The following is an 18,147-nucleotide window of genomic DNA, read 5'->3' as shown; positions in this document are numbered from 1 at the left end:
ATGCGCACTGATCTCGATCGACAACGATTGCACGATGACCTCCGCGGCTTAGTCGACGGGGAGGTGTTGTGCGATGACGTGTCGCTGCAGCTCTACGCGTCCGATGCGAGCGTTTATCAGATTCGTCCTCTCGCGGTGGTGCGGCCGCGATCGGCTGCGGATATTTCCGCGACGGTGCTTTATGCTGGCGATCATGGGCTCACGATTCACCCGCGTGGCAGCGGCAGTGGTGTTGCCGGCGAATCGCTCGGTCCGGGAATCGTGCTCGATATGTCTTGTCATTTGCGACGCGTTTCGTTGCACGAGGACGGCGCGACGGTCACGGTGCAAAGTGGTGCGACTCTCGCGAGCGTGAATCGGTTGTTGGCGCATTCGGGGCGGTGGTATGGCCCGGATCCAGCGACAAGAGCGATCACCACGATGGGCGGTGTGATCGCGACCAATGCCTCTGGGAGCCATTTTCTGCGCAGCGGCTCGGCTCGCGATACCGTGGAATCGGTCCGTGTGATTAACGCGAGCGGCGAGTTGGTCGAGTTTTCTCAACACTCGCCCGAAGAATACATGCAGTCGCCTATGGAGGCGGGTGGCGAAGGTGGGATCGCGTATCGCAATCGTGTGGCGCGAGGGCTGCGTGAGATTCGGAACCAATTTGCGGATGTTTTAAAATCGCATTCGTTTCGATCGCCGGCGAGTAACGGATACCGACTTGATGACTTCATTGACTCATCGGACGTTGTCGACTTAGCTCGTTTTTATGCCGGGACGCAGGGGACGCTGGGGGTGATGGTTGACGCCACCGTTCGTACTGAACTCATCCCGGCTCATCGCGGCGTGGTGTTGTTATTCTTTCGGCGGTTGGATTCTGCAATGCGTGCGGCCGTTGCGGCGCTGGATCATGGCCCGATCGCGTGTGATGTGATGGACCGCAGGTTGTTGCAGATTGCGAGGGAAGGTGAAAAGCGATTCGCGGACTTGGTTCCGCGAGAAGCCGAGGCGGGCATGTTGGTCGAGATTCAGGGCGAATCGCTCGGCGACCTTTACCATCGTCTCGGAATCTTGCGACAAACGTTGGCGACGGGGCCGGATGCCGCGTTCGCGTCCCAAGACACCGTACAGAATCAACTGCGAGATCTGTTCTGGATTTTGTTTCGCCGAGTGATTCAAAGACAATATCGCGTTCCCGGGCGGGCGATGCCCTTACCCTTCGTCGAAGACATCTACTCGCCACCGGAAACGTTGCCGCAAATGTTGGTTGCGGTTCAAGACGTGTTGAAGCGGTTTCAAACGACCGCGACGGTGTTCGCCCACGCCGGTCACGGTCAATTGCATGTGCGACCGATGTTGGATTTAGCGAAAGAGGAAGACCGTCGTCGAGTCCGTCCGCTGAGTGAATCGATCGCGGAAGTCGTATGGCGTGAGGGTGGACAGATCGGTGTCGAACACGCCGCGGGGTTGAGCCGATCGTTTCTCATGCCGACGCAGTTTGGCGACTTGTGGCCGGCGATGGGGCAGGTCAAAAGACTGTTTGATCCACAGCATCGCTTCAACGCGGGCAAACTCTTTGGCGCGGTCTTGCAGAAGCCTGATGAAAACCTGCGGCCGCTCAACCACACCATTGAGATTGTCGAAGCGGGACGGAGCGTGTTGCCGCTTCGCCGCGGCGATGATCCGACAGCGATTAGTGGCTCCAACGCGGCGCTAGATCCATCCCCGCTCACGTCGACGGCGACTGACAGCGTCGAGGAGGAACCGGAAAAGCGGTTGGCCGAGTCCGCGGCGTCGAAATTGGTCGCGTCGTTGTTGCCGCACGAACCGCCGCCGCAACTCGAAGTGTTGCAACAGTGGCCGGGCAGTTCGCCGATCACGAATACCACGCGTCAATGCAACGGTTGTGGACGTTGTCGCTCTCACAGCGATGATGAACGACAATGTCCGATGTTTCGAATTTCGGCAGTGGAAGAGGCGTCACCACGTGCCAAAGCCAATCTTTTGCGTGGAGTGCTCAGTGGCGAGTTAAACGTCAACGAGCTAACGAGTGAGCGAGCCAAGGCTGTCGCCGATTTGTGCTTCAATTGCCATTCGTGTCGTGTTGAATGTCCAGCGTCCGTTGATATTCCCAAAGTGGTCGGTGAGATCAAGGCTCAGTACGTTGCCACCAATGGCATGTCGTTGTCGGATTGGTTGGTGGGGCGGCTCGATATGGTCGCCGCAATGGGATCTCGTGTGGCGTGGCTGTCCAATTTTCTGCTGCGTCGGCGATCGATGCGATGGTTGAGTGAGAGCCTGTTCGGTTTATCGGCAGCTCGTGACATCCCTAAGTTGACCAACGAGACGTTTGTGCGATACGCGACACGTCGCCGTTGGCACAAATCATCACCGCATGGTGGGCTGAAAGTGGTGTACTTCGTGGATCACTTCGCGAACTATCACGATCCCGAGATCGGGCGTGCGTTGGCTGAGATTCTGCAGCACAACCGAATCGGTTTTTATGTGCCGCCGGGACAGGGGCTCAGTGGCATGGGACGCATCACGGGCGGCGATTTGAAGGGAGCCCGACGGGTCGCGAGACGCAACGTTCGGATTCTCGCCGACGCGGTTCGACAGGGTTACACCGTGTTGGCTACCGAGCCCGCTGCGGCGTTATGTCTGAAACACGAGTACCCGAATTTGCTCGACAGCGAAGACGCACACCTCGTCGCGCGGCATTCACACGAAGCGTGCGAGTACCTGTGGTCGCTGCATGAGGAAGATCGTCTCGAACTTGAGTTCCAGCGGATCGATCACTCAATGATCTACCATCAACCTTGTCACAGTCGGGTGCTCGACCGTGAGTCGTCTGCGGCGAAATTGATGCGATTGATTCCTGGGCTCGAAGTCGAGACCGTCGGCAAGGGATGCAGCGGAATGGCGGGGACCTGGGGGCTCCAGCGAAAAAATTATCGCAACAGTCTCCGGATCGGATGGCCGATGATTTCAGCCGTCCGCCGTGCGAGCAACGCGGCCCCGGCTACCGAGTGCAGCGCTTGCAAATTACAGATGGAACACGGTGGGAATTACTCCGCCGTTCACCCGTTGAAATTGCTCGCACACGCATACGGTCGAATGCCTCGCCCCGTTCTTCGCGGTGAGTCGCCTGCCTCATAGCGGACCTCTTTGTCACCCATGACGTGATTTCATTGGAAACACGGGGTCGGTGAGGAACGCGAAGGCAGCGGCCGCTATGATTGTGGTGGGCGGACGTCTTTGGTCGCGCCAGCACCGGTTTGCGATGCACGACGATTTTCACGTTGAATCGCGTCGTACACCTCCTGGCGGTGCACCGGAATCGCTTGCGGTGCCTCGATGCCAAGGCGAACTTTATCGCCGCGAATGTCGACAATCGTCACAACCACGTCATCACCAATCATGATGCTTTCGTCGCGGTGTCGGGAAAGGACGAGCATAATGTCCTCGGTTTGATATTTCTGGAGGGAGAATCAGTGGGACCAAATTGGTTGGAATCTTGATGCGTTCGGTTCGGCAATCCGTGCCGTGATCTGCATTCCATCGCAACAATCGAACGAGGTCTCTAAAGTGGAGTCAACACGATGTCGACTCCGCCTCGCTAAAAGAGTGATCGTCGCGACGACATCGTTTTGTCCAAGATCCGCCTAGAAGGTCCACACTTACCGGTCGTGCGGGTTCGCACTATTAGCGAGCAGATTGCCAAAAAATCGCGAAGATTGTGTGGACGGCCGATTGCCGCCGATGTCAGCGCAAAGAGCCGACGATGCAGGGCCCCCGTGAGGCAGCCGGATCACGCATGCGACCAGATCACGCACACAAGAAACGCACTGTGCGTCGGCGTGCGTTGCTGACTCAGGCCGTGCCTTTCGTTGCGATTGGTGACACAATCGGCAGCACGTCGTGGCTGACGTGATGGAATGAACAACCGCGAATGCGATCCGTCAACTAACGAAACAACGACGAGCACGTTGTGCGTTGGATCCGCGATTATCCACGCGGAGATCGGCAAGATCGGCCGATTAAGAAACGCGTGACGATGAGCGAAACCTTTCGGCTCGCGGTCAACCTTCACGCTGCGACAACACCGGGGCAAAAGAATTCCCGGTGGCGATGGACAGAGCCTTAAGCGGCACGCACCTGTGAGACCGGCAATGGTTCGGCGGTGGAGCGAACCAGTGTTGGCAACGGTTGGCGGAGTGGACGGTCGTCATTGGTGATGACTTGGCAACCCAACCGACGATCGAGGTTGATCAACAAGGGTGCACGAAGGTTGGTCGTCAATTTGCCGACGTGCCCTGCCACGGTTGTCATGATGTAGACTTCCGAACCGCTCGACAGGTGCAGTCCCGCCAAGTCGCGGCGTCCGATGTGCACCCGGTAGTCAGGGAAGAAAGCTCGCGGGCTGACCACGGCCATCGCGCGATCACCGCGTGCTGCGGATTGCAACCATGCGACCGAATCGTTGTCCGGATCAGGAATCAATGCCCATTGGTGCAAGGATTCCATTCCGACAAGACCCTGCGGGAATAGGAACAGCTGATCGGCGTTGAGTTCGAGGGTGCCGAAGCGATGGGTATCAATCCGCATGGCTGAGTTCCGGTTAGGCAGGGTTCATGCACGTGTTGAAAGTAGCGTCACGTCTCTCATCGGCAACGCGGGCGTCGGGGGATAACCGATTCCAGCAAATAAATCGAAAAAATCGGCATAACCGGCTCGCGAGTCGCTGGTTTGGAAGCTCGCACGTCAAAGCCACGGGCTCATAACGCTGCCTTGCCAAAGGACTTATAGATATTCACCCGGTGAGGTGTCGTCTCGTGGCACTCCGCACCGTCAGGCGGATTCGGCCGAACAAGCCAAACAGCACGCCATTTTCTGCTCAGAGGTAGTTCAGAACAGTCAAGTTGGAAGCCTGTCCGATGAATCGCATTGATGCTTCCAAGGCGGCTTGGCGGGCTCCGAGTTCGCTGATCACGGTTGCTAAGTCAGCGTCGAGTTCGTCTGACAATTGGGACTTCAGCAACACCGTTTCGTCTTCGATTGCTGAACGCGTTTCGATCAAACTTTGAGTCCACACGCCGACTCGTCCACGCGTCCGGCTACTCGTATCGAGGTCATCGTCGAGTTGTGCCTGCAGACGTCCGATTTCGGAAATGTCTCCGTCACGGACGGCTTTTTCCAAACGCAGCAGTGTGTCGATGGCGCCCCCCGCGTCGCGAGGGCTGTAATCTTCGCCGGTTAACTGCGAGACACCGATGTTCGTTTGGGCCGTCGCTTCGCTTTGACCTTCTTCGATCCAACCCAGGTAGACGCCCGCATCGCTCAGGCCCGGTTGGCTGACACGAATCGGTTCGGTACCCGTCGGAGCGGTCAATTGCAGTCCGTTGCCGACCGAATTGAGTGCAACTCGAACGCGGCGTGTGTCTTGGTTGTCGGGATGGTTCGCCACCAAGTCCATCACGTCTTGAATCGTCTCGGCGCCTTCGAGGTCGAATTCAAGATCAATGCCGTCGGGCCGCGTGATCACGAGGTCGGGACCACTGGGGTTCAAACTCAGCCCTCGCCCGCGAGCCAGATCGCTCAGCAGTGTGTCCGCATCGGCGGTGCGAATGCCGAGTTCCGTTGCCGCGGTACCGCCGTTTTCGCCCACGCTGTAGTCAACGCCCGAGATCAGTCCACTCAGGTTGATTCGCCCTTGAATTTCATCGAGTTCGGCGTGGACGGCCGAGTCGCTGCGGTTGATCGCGATTAAAACGTCGCCAATCGTTTCGGCGTCGTCGAATTCGATCGTGAAACTTTCGCTGCCGCGTTGAATCACGATTCCATTGGCAAGGTTCAGGCCGGCCCCGCCTCCGAGATCACTGATCTTGGTAGATGAGGTTACCCGCGGTGAAAGCCGATCACCGACGAGGGGCGGCGAACGGTATCCCATCGGATTGGAAATTCCGAGATCTTTCGCCAGCGTGCTTCCCTCGGCATCAATCACCGCCAGCGTTCCGGGGAGCGAATCGCCATATTGAATCGAAATGGAGTCGGCACCCAAACTCACCCCGAGGGATCGTCCACCGAGTTCCACGGTGCGAAGAACGTCGACGACGTCACCGATGGTGGCCGCGTTTCGTAAGTCGAGTTCGACGTGATTGTCACCATCGGACAACGTAATGATGCCTGGGTTGACGCCGATACCTTGCCGCATGTCGACCAAACGGGTGTCGTCGTTGATGGCGGCATTGAGCGAATTGCCGGTTTGGAAAGTGCCCCCGATACCGATTGCTGTCGCACCGGTCACCGTGAACGTTTCCGCGTTTCCGGTGCCGACTTTGGTTTGACCGACGGCACCGGTCCCGTTGAAGCGAACGGTATCGTTTTCGAATTGTAGGGCGGCTCCGCTTTCCAAAACGCCACCGAGCAATTGGTGGTCGTTGAACATTCCGTTTCCTGCCGCAACGATCGATTCCATGTTTTGACGAATCGTCATCGCGAGCGCTTCACGCTGGTCTTCGGACAACACGCTCTGGGCGGCTTCGACGGCGGCCCCGCGTGCTTCGATCAAGGCATTGTCGACGCGATCGAGCACCACGTCCGTGGATTGATAGAACGCTTCGGTGGCGTTGGCGTTGCGAACCAACTGATCGCTGTAGGCGATGCCTCGCTGGTATCCGATCGCACGGCTCGCCGCCGCCGGATCGTCGCTCATCCGCAACACCCGACGTCCGGTGCTGAGTTGGTCGTACTGATGCTGGATTGCGAGTTGGTCGTTGTTGAGCTGATACAACAGCCGTTGATTGTTCAGCGGCGTGCTGACGCGGTTCGTTGTGACGGGGAGAAGAGCCATCGATTAAGCGAGTCCATCGTCGTTGAAGCGGAGCCGAACCCCACGGAGAGCATCGGTGACCACGGAGCCGAATCCGCAACGAATTCGAGTGGCCACCCTGTGCAATCCAAATAAGTCCTAGAACAGCACGGAGTCATCCATTCTTTTCGGCATTACGGTCAGTCGAACTCAAGCTCAAATGCCCGGCTGTTTGTCCAATCCTTTCGCGAGTTTATCGGTCTCGCGGTTTCAGACCGTTGTGAGTAGCCGTTGCGGTCGTCGGATCTTCGGGCCAGTAGTGCTTTGGATATCGGCGGCGAAGCTCTTTGCGGATTTCGGAGTAAGTATTTTTCCAGAAACTCTCAAGATCTTCGGTAATCTGTTGCGGGCGTCGATTGGGGCCGAGCAAGTGCATTTGCACACGGATCTTTCCGCCGAGGATGCGAGGCGTCTGCGGCCATCCGAAGCACTCCTGAATTTTGGCCTCGATCCATGGCGGTCGCTCCATGCTGTAGCCGACCCGGGCCCGGTTGCCGCTGGGCAGGGTCAGGTGAGTGGGGGCTTCGGCTTGGACCGTTCCCCAAAACTCGTAGCCCACTCTTCCGATGAGGTGGTCCATCCACGGTGCCCGTCGAAGTTCGGCGAACGAACGCCTGCCATGACAAAGCTCTTTACAGACGTCCTGCCACAGGTCGTCGACGTTGCCAAACGGTGGTTCATCGCCGCTATAGCAATGCTCGAGCACCAATCGGATCCGGTGCAATGCCGCATCGAGTTCGTGAGGTTGTCCCTGCGAACGTTCCGGATGCACGCGGTCACGTCGCTCGATCGCCTCCGTGTAGAGCCGTTCCGTCGTTGCCGGGTTCGCGTCGCAGGCGACTGGTGTTTCACCGAGGATCAGGTCGGCGTACCGACGTGTGGAGCGGCACACGACGGTTTCGCGGGTGGTGTCAAAATCGACATCGATCCCTTGAGTGATGCTGTCCGATGGTAACCACGATTCATCAATTTCGACCGCACCACGAACACGTGACTCGGTGGCACTTCCGTCGACGTCGTAACAGAGCAATAGCCTTGATTCATGACCGGTGCCGGAAATCTTGGTGAGTCCGTGGACTCCTCGACGTCCAACCATCACGCCACGATCAGGGGCGCCTTCACGACGTAGCACAACGCGATCGGGATATGCAGCGAGTAATGCTCGGGCAACGGTTTGGCTTTCATCCAGAGAAATTGAAGCGAGTTCGGTCGAATCGTCGCGTTTATCAAGGTTCGCTCGTTCGAGTGATCTCTGGATTTGGCGAACCACGTTTGTAAAGGTGCGCCCCGTGGATTTCGGATGCTCGATGACCCACCGGATTTTTTCCGTGAGTGAGCGTTCGGGGCCATTGTTCGTTTCGCCGTCCCATGGGTCGCGTTCGCTGAGCAACGCCGCCCCCGCGGCAGCTTTGGCAACACCGAGATGCATGACTGCGGTGATCGCAAATCGGCCGACGCGAGGGTGAAGAGGTAATCTCGCTAACGTGCGTCCGAGCGAGGTGATTCGTCCCGAGTCATCGATCGCACCGAGTCCGGAGAGCAATCGCACGGCCGCGTCAATCGCATGATCCGGTGGCGGAGTCAGCCACGGGAATGGGCCGTCGACGTCTTCGCCGAGGTTTGCCAACGTCAACACGGCGCTCGCAAGGTCGCCACGCGATATTTCGGGGCTGTCGAACGCCTCACGCGTCCGATGCGCCGCAGTCGACCACATTCGGTAGCACCTTCCCGCTGCGGTTCGCCCTGCCCGACCGGCGCGTTGGTCCGCTGACGCGATCGAGATCGGACCGGTTTGCAATCTTGTCAGACCGAGTCTCGAGTCGAGCGTGGGAGTTTTGGCGAGTCCCGAATCGACCACTGCCGTGACACCATCGACCGTCACCGAAGTTTCCGCAATGTTGGTCGACAAGATGATCTTTCGTGGACCCGCCGGGGCGTTTCGGATGGCATCATCTTGTTGCTTCGGAGTGAGCGAACCGTGCAGGATGACGATCGCATCGGAAGGGGCAACGTCCGCATCGCGGAGAACGTTTTCGACGCGGTGTATGTCTGCGATCCCAGGCAAAAAGACGAGCACGTGACCGTCCGTTTGTCGAGCGGCTTCGCTGATCAGAGGCACGATTGAATGTTCGAGACGTTCGCGAGGATTGGGAGCGTGATGCGATATCTCGACCGGATAACTTCTCCCTTCGCACTCAAGCGAACGTGATTCAGTACCGAGGAAAATCGCGATCGGTTGTGGATCGAGTGTCGCGGACATCACAATCAATCGGAGGTCGTCGCGAAGTTGTGTTCGCAGACGGTGGGTCATGGCGAGTGCGAGGTCGAGTTCGAGGCTCCGTTCGTGGAACTCATCGAGGATCACACAGGATGTCCGTTCGAGTAACGGATCGGATTGCATCCGTTGGAGAAAAATCCCCGTGGTCATCAGAAGAACCCGCGTCACCTCAGACTCTTTGCGGTCGAGCCGGACGTGATACCCGATGGTTTTCCCGATCGGTTCACCAAGAGACCTTGCCAGGAATTCTGCAACGCTGCGAGCGGCCAGACGTCGCGGCTGAATGACCCAGATTTGGCCGTCTCCCATCCCGTCGCGGTCGGACAACGCCAGAGGGACACCGGTTGTCTTACCGGCACCCGGGGGCGCCTTCAACACGACGGGATTTCCCGCCATCATGGCATCGACGAGCGGTGGCAGGACTTCGTCAATCGGAAGCGATGGTCGTGTCATCGGGGCGTAGTCCGCGGATCAAAATTCCATTTCGTTGATCGCCCAACACAGGCGGTTCGTGACGCGGAGTTTCCGATCGGCACACAACCGTTTTCCTCGCATGCAGTAATGCCGTTAACGATCGCCACGCAACGTCAACGTGAGCCAACCCGCGGTGACATCGGCGGTATCAAAACTTAAATGGCCGAGTCGGTCTGCGGGGGCGTCGAGATCGAAACCCTCTAGCAAGTTTTCCCTTGGGATTTCCTTCTTCAACCGCCGGGCGACGACATTCTTCATGGTGTAAAAGCGGATGCCGGTACGTTTCGATTCCGGGGGAGTGACCTCGGGGTCACCGATCTGTTCAAACTTCACGTTTCCTGCGTCAATGCGGACATCGTAGCGAACCGTGAAGTTTACCGCGATCGGACTGGCCCGACCGACTTGAAAACGATCGCAGCGGACGACGAGTTCGAGTGAATTGTTCTCGAACCTCGCGGTTACCGGCAGGTCGTCGGCCAATTCGATCAAGATGTCATCAGGCATTTGTTCGGACTCGTCCTCGGAGACAGGTAGTCCCGCGGACTGGATCAACGCCGAGAAATCTGAAATCGTTTCGCCTGCCAGCATCCGCTGTGCGACGCGTTCGACGACGGATTCGTGAATTCGGATCGTGACGTCGGGATCGCTACGTGGCGAAAACGTCGGCAGGCTCGGGATGATCGATGGAGGGGTGATCGGAGGCGCCCCGAGTCCAAAGCCTCCGTTGAGTGTCATGCCGATTTCGAGATGGTTGTTGTTTCCGATAAAATGAAAGTCGGTCGGTCGGACGTCGGATCGGTCCATCGCCGCGAGGACGTCGGATTTGAAATCGACTTCCGCGTCGAGGATTTCTTGCGTCACGTCTTCCATGAAGGAGGTGCTAAATCGTTCAACGGCCCCTTTGTCGAGATTACGTTGTGACTCAGGTTGTTTCTTTTCGATCACGTTCGTCGCGATTTTTCGTACCAATCGACTGCCCACGCCGTTTCGCCGCGTGGAAACGTGGCGGGTTCGCAAGTGAGTGGATGACGACGTTTGAATCGGCAAAACCGTGAACCGATCGGTCCCCAGCATGACGGGCGTTATTCCGTGCATGCGCGTGTTTCCGATCAATCCAAAGGAGATCGGTCCTTCGGAACCATTCAGTGTCGACTCGATGTTTCCGTCGAACACGATTTGACATTGCGGCGGTTGATAGAGCAGCGATTGATTGTGCAGCATGTGATGCGGCGCGCCCGTGAGGGCCGAACTGACAGGAGTCATGTAGGCAAATCCGGTGACGAGGGCGCGGCCGGTAATCCGTCGTCCATCCTCGCACTCTTCGATCGGTTTGATCTCTCGGATTGGTCGTAGAGTCACCTGTTTCATTGCGGCGGAGGAAATGCTCACTCGCAGATTGGGACGAGACCACTGCGACATGGCACGCGGGGTCCAGTCGATGGCTTGTCCGTATTGGTCCATCCACGAGGCCATCGGAAGAAGAACGCGATAGAACTCAAGGTCATTTTGATGGGGAGATTCCAGCATCGCGACAATATTGTCGCGGCGAAAGTGGAATCCCTTCTCCAGCGTTGCATCCACCCTCAATTCGCTGGTCAAGACAAGCCGTTTGATCGACTCTCGCAACCGCGAGATCACGCCGCGTTCGAGTCCTTTGTGCTTGCCCATTAGCCGGGCCGCCGTTTCACGAATACTTTGAATCTGATCGAGGTAGTGGCTTTCGATCTCACTAAGCTCACGATCGCGGTCGTCGAAATCGATCGGTTCAAACGTGGGAGCAGGAAGAGTGCTCAGTAATTCATTGAGCTCTTGCAGTTTTAAAAACTGTTTCCATGCTTCCGCGTTCGAGCCGTTTCCCAAATAGGTGTTCAATTCAGCGACACCGTTGATCGCTTCGTGTCGAGCCGATTCGAAATCCGCGATCGTCGGTCGTTGAAAGGTTGCGCTAGAAATTCCTGAGAGGTTTGTTGTCTGCGCAGCAGTCATGGCTGGAAAAAGCGACAGACCCAGTAGGCAAAACAAGGTGGTGATGCACGAGGAGGTCGACGATGGAAACCGATTCAAGGACTGTAAACTCATGATGATTGGCTAAGCGAGGATCACGTTGTGCGGCATCTGATTGTTGAGGCGAGGTGCAAGCGGTCGAGTAGAACGGATTAGCGTGAGTCGGATTCTTCATCGAAAACGACCGCAAAGATTTCCCACCCCGTGTCCGTGGTTCGACTGATAACGGCGAGATTTTTGAGATACTGGCGGGCAAACTCATAAGACGGCAGCACGCTGAAGTCGATTTCGTCCGCGATGGTGCCGCGAGACTCTTTTTCTCCGTCAGCGTTATCGCGAAAGAAAATAGAACGCAGCAACGTCGCGTAGATGCTCTCAACGTTTTCGAGACCTTGCACGCCTTGCGCCCGAAGCACTTCGTAGGTGTTTTGGGCGTCACGATCCATCCGCGCGATGGAGATACCGAATGAGCGAGGATGTCGCTCGTTCTCGACGACTTTGTCAAACACGTGGAACACTTTCGTCTCGGCCAAAGGACTTGTTTTGCGCTGAAGAACCAGTTTTTGCAGCGTTGACGCATGCGTGCAAAACCACAAACGTCCGTCGGCCACGATCAAGCCTGCTTTCGAAAACGGCGTCGTGTCTTCGTCGACGATCAGTTTGATTTGCCACATCTCATAGCGTTTGCCGGGCAAACGAATGCGCCGCGCCTCGGGATCGCCGATTAACAGGTTGTACATCATCGCGGCAACCGATTTTTCGTTCTTCGCGGGATCCTGGATCTCGATCGAAACGACCGTTGACTCGTTGTTTTGCGAGGAATCGTTGACGGAGTAGATCACCAACTCGGGGCCGATGATCGGAAATAGCCCGTCGAGCAAATCGACCTTTAATTCGGTTTTGAGGTCCTGCATCGTGCCGGCGAAAGCACCCGGTGCGTCGGTGACGTCGTCATAGACTGCCTCGGCATTGGAAATCATCTGATCGAGATTCCAGCGGACAATGGTGGCAACGTTGGCTTCGTCCGTCAGCCACAACGGAACATCGAGGGAACCGGGTTCGAACTGAAACATCTCCAATGCCTCCTCACGCGTCGGGGCATGGATCAAGGTGCGTGATTCGAGATCACCGGTCGCTTCATTGATCCACGCTCGACCAGCGACTGATTTCAAGCCGGGAAACCCATGACGCATTGGGAACGGAATCCGGGAGGACTCTTCGGACGATGTCGGCGTCGATGTCAGACTACTCTTTCGGTTGGCCGTCTTTTCGCTCGCGACTGCGAACGCGATCGGATCGAAGTACCAACGCAGCAAGGAAGGAGGCGAGCCTTGCAGTCCGGCAATCGTTGTTGCGAATTCGGGTTGCTCGACGAGACGGGAGTTTCCGGCCGAGTCGACGGACGCCGTTGTCGGTTCCTCGTTTGAGGAACGCTGCTGCCATCGGTTGATCAGGTTGGCCGCGACAGCGACATCACCGCTGATCATGGCGTGTGATCCGAGTGTTCCGAGGACTAACTGTTCGCCAACGGCCTTAAGAGCGAGTTGGATCGTGTTGGATGTCGCCGCCGTTTCTTCACGAGCGCCACGTTCCTTTAACAGAGCAGCGGTTGAGTGAATGAACGTGTTCGCGACGTTTTCATTCGGGGTTTGAACGAAACAAGTGATCGAGAGTTCGCCCTGTTCGGTGGTGAGCCCGGCGACGATGAACTCACCCGAGACAGTCTCGTCGATGGCTTTAAAATCGAGGCCGTACGCGTCGAGTAAAAACTCATTGCTGCGTTTTTCTGTCTGGTCGCGAAACGGTTTCATTTCGTCCGACGACAATAGACGCAGCATGGGCAACTCATTTAGACGGTCGGCTGTCGATGACCAATCCGGTGAACCGATCCATAGCATCGTGTCGGCGGGCAAGATCGATGTGATCGACCCATTGAGTTCGGCGATCCCGGTATCAATCGATCGACCGGCGGGTTCGGCGAAACAAGTGGGTGGGGCGAGTCGACCGCAAAAAAGAATCAATGCCAGAACGACGATCACGGTGAGCGGTGCCGCGGAGCGTTCGTGCGGTGCAGGTTGAACAAGTGGTCGAAACATATGCGAAACTTAGCAGAGCGTATCAGGAAGGAACCGAGCGATCCGTTGCCAACAATATCCAAACTCGCGCGACGTCGCCTATGGGGAGTCTTCAAATGGCCCGAGGCGGTCGGTCGCGATTCTCCGATAGAGGGAGGGTAATTCCTCGGAATCGGGGAGCACAAAATTTTCGACGATTGATCGAGATTTTTGCACGTCGTCGTTTTTTACCTGCTGCATCAGCGCAAAAATCAAAGCGAATCCTGCAGAAAGGTCGTGATCGTCGAGCTTTTCGGACAGTTTCACAAACGATCTTTCGTTCCAACTGCCGGTGAATGAGGCCAGGATGAACGCCATCTCGTTCCAACCGATGCGGTCTTCCTGAAACGCGGACATCAATCGGCCGCAGCGGTCGAACACGATTTCGTCGAATTCAGGATAGGTTTCGAAAACTTCCTCACCGCCCATCGTCAAGTGCACGATCGCTTGATAGAGAATCAAGGTGACTCCACCGGTGTTGGTTTGCATCAGCGGAATTTGATGCAGCAGTGTGGCATCACCGATGGCTCTTCCACGTGGTCCGGAGAAGCATTTCTCCGCGACGGTTTGAATCCATTCATCAGGAACCTGTTCGCTGTTGAAGACCATGTTGCGAATAGCCACATCGCTCAGGCCTGAACCGGCGAAGAGTTCATCGACAATTTGTTGCCATTCGATTTGCGAATAGCCGTTGGTCCTCGCGGCCAAGATGGGTTCGGGGGTTTCTGTTTCGAGCACCATGATCGCGCCCTTGGCGGTAACGATTGAAGCGGGATCGCTCCGCCATGGTCCCCAATTACGTCTTCGTCCCGCACGCCAGATTTCTTCGGCAGCCTCGGTGTCGCCACGTCGTTCATAGAGGATGCCGAGGATCCCACACGCCTCGCCGTAGTGAGTGACGTGAATTCCCTGTGGCGGTGTTTCTGGGTTCACGCGTTGCAAGAAATACTTGAGGTCGTCGATTGCTTCTTGATCGTTGGATGGGGCTTCGGCGTAGAGCAACCTCGCTCGGTCGATCAACAGGGGCAGCCGAGAGGTTGGGATCCTTTCACGTTGTTCTCCGATCGAACGAACGAGTAGGGCTTTCCCTTCATCGTAGGTTCCATCGAGGATATGAATCCAAATGCGATCTCGTACGATCGTGATCCAGTCGAGTGTGTCGGCGCTTGGGGCGGCGCCCATTTCTTCGATCAACCGATCGAGTATCGGCGCGGCCGCTGCACGAGCTTTCTCGGGTGACAGATTCCAGTCATACTGCAACGCGTCTGCCTTTCGCCAATACGCGAGCCTTCGCCAACGCGGGTTGTTGCTGAGCAATTCGATCGTGCCTTCGAGTTCTTCAATATCGCCATCGTTTCCGAAGAGCACGCGTGTTCGTTTGCCAGGTCGCAGTAGTGTTTGGGTGAAGGATTGACGCTCGACTTCGGGGATCAATGACTGCACGTCTTCGAGGTCATAGTTGACCCGCAAACGCGACAATACCCAGTCCGCTCGCGAACGTTCGTCTGGCTGACGAAGATAGTGAAGAAACAGTTTGACACCGGCGTACAGATACCATTGACGCACGTTCTCGGATTCGACTCCTTCGGGAGCGTAGTCGTTAATGATCTTTCTGAGGACAACCGGATACTCGTCCGGATCCAGAAATTCGAGGGTCAAGGCTGTCTTCGCGAGCGCTTCCACATTGCCGGGGAGTTGTTCGTAGAATCGACGGGCGGCGACGAAGTCACCTTCAGAGAACGCGCGGTCACCTTGTTCGATCGGGTCGGCAACTTCTTCGGTTTGAAGGGACGGGACGGATTGGTTTTCTCGCTCGCTTCCCGATTCAACAAACCTCTCAACGTTGGCGCGGTCGCGTTGGGCCTCGACGATGAATTCTTGCACGCCCATGTCGGGCGGGCAGACCAATCCGATTTGGCCGGGTTGGTCTGGTGGAATCGGGAAAAGATCTTCGAACCGAATTTGTTCGTCATCGATTAAAAACGTTAGCAGCGTTCCCCGCTCACGGCGCGCAGTTAGCTTTGGCAGGCTGTCACCTGCTGCGTCGGGCCGGGGCGACAACGTGACCGGTTGCACGCGCAGGATGTCTTCGCCACGAATGATGAACGCCATCAAACTGTTTCGACGGTTTGCCTCGGCGATGCTCGGTCGGGCGTCATTGTCATAGATCGGGTGATAGCTTTGATCGGCGAGCAGGAAACGATACCCTGAATTTTCGACCGACGGATCATTTGATTCCGACAACACGATTCCGACACTGCGCGCTTGCGCGGTGTCGCCGGTAAACCTCGCCGAGACTTGCACGTTGCCGGGAGGCGTATCGAGTACTGACACTGTCTCTTGCTCGAGCGGATCGCTCGCTCGCGTTGGCACGCCGCGTATCGAAACAAATTGAGGTTCGCTTAACTCGGGTGATGCGACGGGATACCACTGGGCGATCCGGTCACGAGCCAACCGTTTCAGTCGTGTGATCTCTTCGTCGAATCCTGGAAGATCCGTGTAAGGAAACGATTTGCCGAATCGATCGACTTCACTGACCAAGGTCGCGTGCAAATCCCGGTTCATGCGTTTCCGGCTGAGTTGCTCGATCGCGGAAGTCCAATTCCCTAGCAACGAGAGTCGTCGGTTGGTGTCTTCGAAATCGGGAGTCTCTTTTCGGCGAAGAGTTTCGATTTGGTCGATCATTTGCCGACTCGAGGTGATCAGCGACTCCGGCGGCGTGATCGCATCGGAGACGATTGCGGCGTCGCGTTGTCGTTGCGTCTCGGCATGAATCGCACTGTCGAATTGTTGTTCGAGTTGGCTGATTTGAAGGTAACGCCGGGTTCGATCGAGCGTTGATTGCGTGACGGCGTAGAATGCGGTGGAAAGCAGCGTCAGGGCGAATAGCGAGACACCGGCCGTGACCGTGATGCCACGATGTTTGCGCATCCATCGACCGGCTCGATCGGAAATCGATTCGGGGACGACGCTGACCCGTTCATCGGCGAGTTCGTTTTCGATGTCTTGCGCCAGCAGACGTGCCGATGCGTAGCGATCCTTGGGATCGATCGCCATCGCCGTTCGGCAGATCGCGTCGAGTGTCTTGCGGGTAGCGGGACGAACTGAGATGGGCGGCGGAATCTCGCCTTGCTGGATCCGACGCAGCAATTGAGAAATTGACATCTTTCCTTGATCGGCCAGCGGGGCGATGCCGGTCAGGAGATGGTACAGCGTTGTGCCAAGACAATAGATGTCGGTGTGTGGTCCGATTTTCTCGATATCACCTGCGGCCTGTTCGGGGGCCATGTATTGTGGCGTTCCGACGGCGCGACCGGCTCGCGTTTTGCCACGCCCGTGCTGGTGATCTGAGTCGGCAACTCTTCCGAGTGGACCATCTTGATCGTTCGTTTGTGCCTTCTCCGTGTTCGCTTCGGGGGCGCCGATTTGTTTGGCGAGCCCCCAGTCGACGACGAGAGTTTCCGCGTACTCGCCCAGCATCACGTTTGCGGGTTTGAGGTCGCGGTGGATGTATCCCCGAGAGTGTGCGTAGTCGATTGTGTTGCACACGCTGATGAATCGATTCAGCAGGTCGCGAAGACGACGATCAAACGTGTTCGCGTCCGGCGAGCGATGCAGTTGCTTGATGGCGTCATCCATTGCCGTGCCGGAAATGAAACGCATCGCATAGTAGGGACGTCCATCGTGGTGTCGCCCGAGGGCGTAGACCGGAACGATGCCGGGGTGTTCCAGTCGTCCGGTTACTTCGGCTTCGAATACGAAACGAGCTTGGCTTTCGGGAAGATCCGCGTACCGATCCTGAATCTCTTTGACGGCTACCTGTCGTTTCAGTTCGGTGTCCTGTGCCAACGAGACTTGGCCTAATCCACCTTTCGCGTGTGGACGCAGCACGCGAAATCGCATCGGCGATCGGAATGACGCGGTAGCCGACGCGTCACCGGAGCCTGACTCGCTGACATCTCCGTGCGTATCGAGCGATTGGTCGACTCGTGTAGAGAATTCGGATTGATAGACAGGCTCGCCGTCGGATGCATCGGCCGGGGAACCGTTGGATGCATCGTTCGGATCAGGAGGCGGTCGGGTCGAAAATGGGTCCGATTCGGCCGCTTCGTCATCGCCGGGGACCCGTGTGGAGAAGAGATGCGACTCTGATTCGTCAGGATTCATGAGCCATCGGGAAAGTCAGCGGAGTGGAAGTGGAACTCAGGAGGAAATTCAATTCGCGCGTCTCGGATTTTGTGGTGCGGCGACCTGAATGTCAAATTTTCAAATGTCTTCGCATTCATGATCGATGGCATGCGACGAGAACGTCAAAACGGCATTGCCAATTCGGTACATCCAATTTTCGCGGCAAGCGTGTCCAAATGTTGCCACTAATTGCAATGTAGTTGGTGACAGAATGCGGACGCCATGTGAGATTG

General features: G+C 56.9%; 8 protein-coding genes. 1 reads left to right on the top strand and 7 read right to left on the bottom strand.

Features of this window, described 5'->3' with window-relative positions:
* Nucleotides 1-3,144 carry an anaerobic glycerol-3-phosphate dehydrogenase subunit C gene (locus tag FHS27_RS21750; protein ID WP_184306967.1) on the top strand — a complete coding sequence of 1,048 codons (3,144 nt, stop codon included), beginning with the start codon at nt 1-3 and terminating at the stop codon, nt 3,142-3,144.
* Between the two features lie 74 nt (nt 3,145-3,218).
* Here FHS27_RS21750 and csrA read toward each other — a convergent pair whose 3' ends face one another.
* From csrA to FHS27_RS21715, 7 genes are all read right to left on the bottom strand, one after another.
* A complete protein-coding gene (gene csrA / locus FHS27_RS21745; RefSeq protein ID WP_009099827.1) occupies nt 3,219-3,443 on the bottom strand; it encodes a carbon storage regulator CsrA in 225 nt (74 codons plus the stop codon).
* 685 nt (nt 3,444-4,128) lie between these two features.
* The gene (gene fliW / locus FHS27_RS21740; RefSeq protein WP_009099832.1) at nt 4,129-4,593 is read right to left on the bottom strand and encodes a flagellar assembly protein FliW; all 465 of its coding nucleotides are present in this window, start codon (nt 4,591-4,593) and stop codon (nt 4,129-4,131) included.
* Nucleotides 4,594-4,882: 289 nt separating this feature from the next.
* Entirely contained in the window at nt 4,883-6,838 is a 1,956-nt protein-coding gene (locus FHS27_RS21735; protein WP_184306965.1) for a flagellin N-terminal helical domain-containing protein, read from the bottom strand.
* A gap of 211 nt (nt 6,839-7,049) precedes the next feature.
* Nucleotides 7,050-9,587 carry an ATP-dependent helicase HrpB gene (hrpB, locus tag FHS27_RS21730; protein WP_184306963.1) on the bottom strand — a complete coding sequence of 846 codons (2,538 nt, stop codon included), beginning with the start codon at nt 9,585-9,587 and terminating at the stop codon, nt 7,050-7,052.
* 114 nt (nt 9,588-9,701) lie between these two features.
* Nucleotides 9,702-11,594: a hypothetical protein gene (locus FHS27_RS21725; protein ID WP_246420511.1), complete on the bottom strand. Its 1,893-nt coding sequence runs from the start codon at nt 11,592-11,594 to the stop codon at nt 9,702-9,704.
* 170 nt (nt 11,595-11,764) lie between these two features.
* Nucleotides 11,765-13,708 (bottom strand): hypothetical protein, encoded by a 1,944-nt coding sequence (locus tag FHS27_RS21720; protein WP_184306961.1) that lies wholly within the window; start codon nt 13,706-13,708, stop codon nt 11,765-11,767.
* A 78-nt stretch (nt 13,709-13,786) separates the two neighbouring features.
* Entirely contained in the window at nt 13,787-17,893 is a 4,107-nt protein-coding gene (locus tag FHS27_RS21715; protein ID WP_184306959.1) for a serine/threonine-protein kinase, read from the bottom strand.
* Nucleotides 17,894-18,147: the final 254 nt, after the last annotated feature.

It is taken from the genome of Aporhodopirellula rubra (assembly GCF_014192335.1).
In the GTDB taxonomy this organism is placed as follows: domain Bacteria; phylum Planctomycetota; class Planctomycetia; order Pirellulales; family Pirellulaceae; genus Rhodopirellula; species Rhodopirellula rubra.
This window is presented reverse-complemented; position numbering and strand designations above follow the sequence as displayed.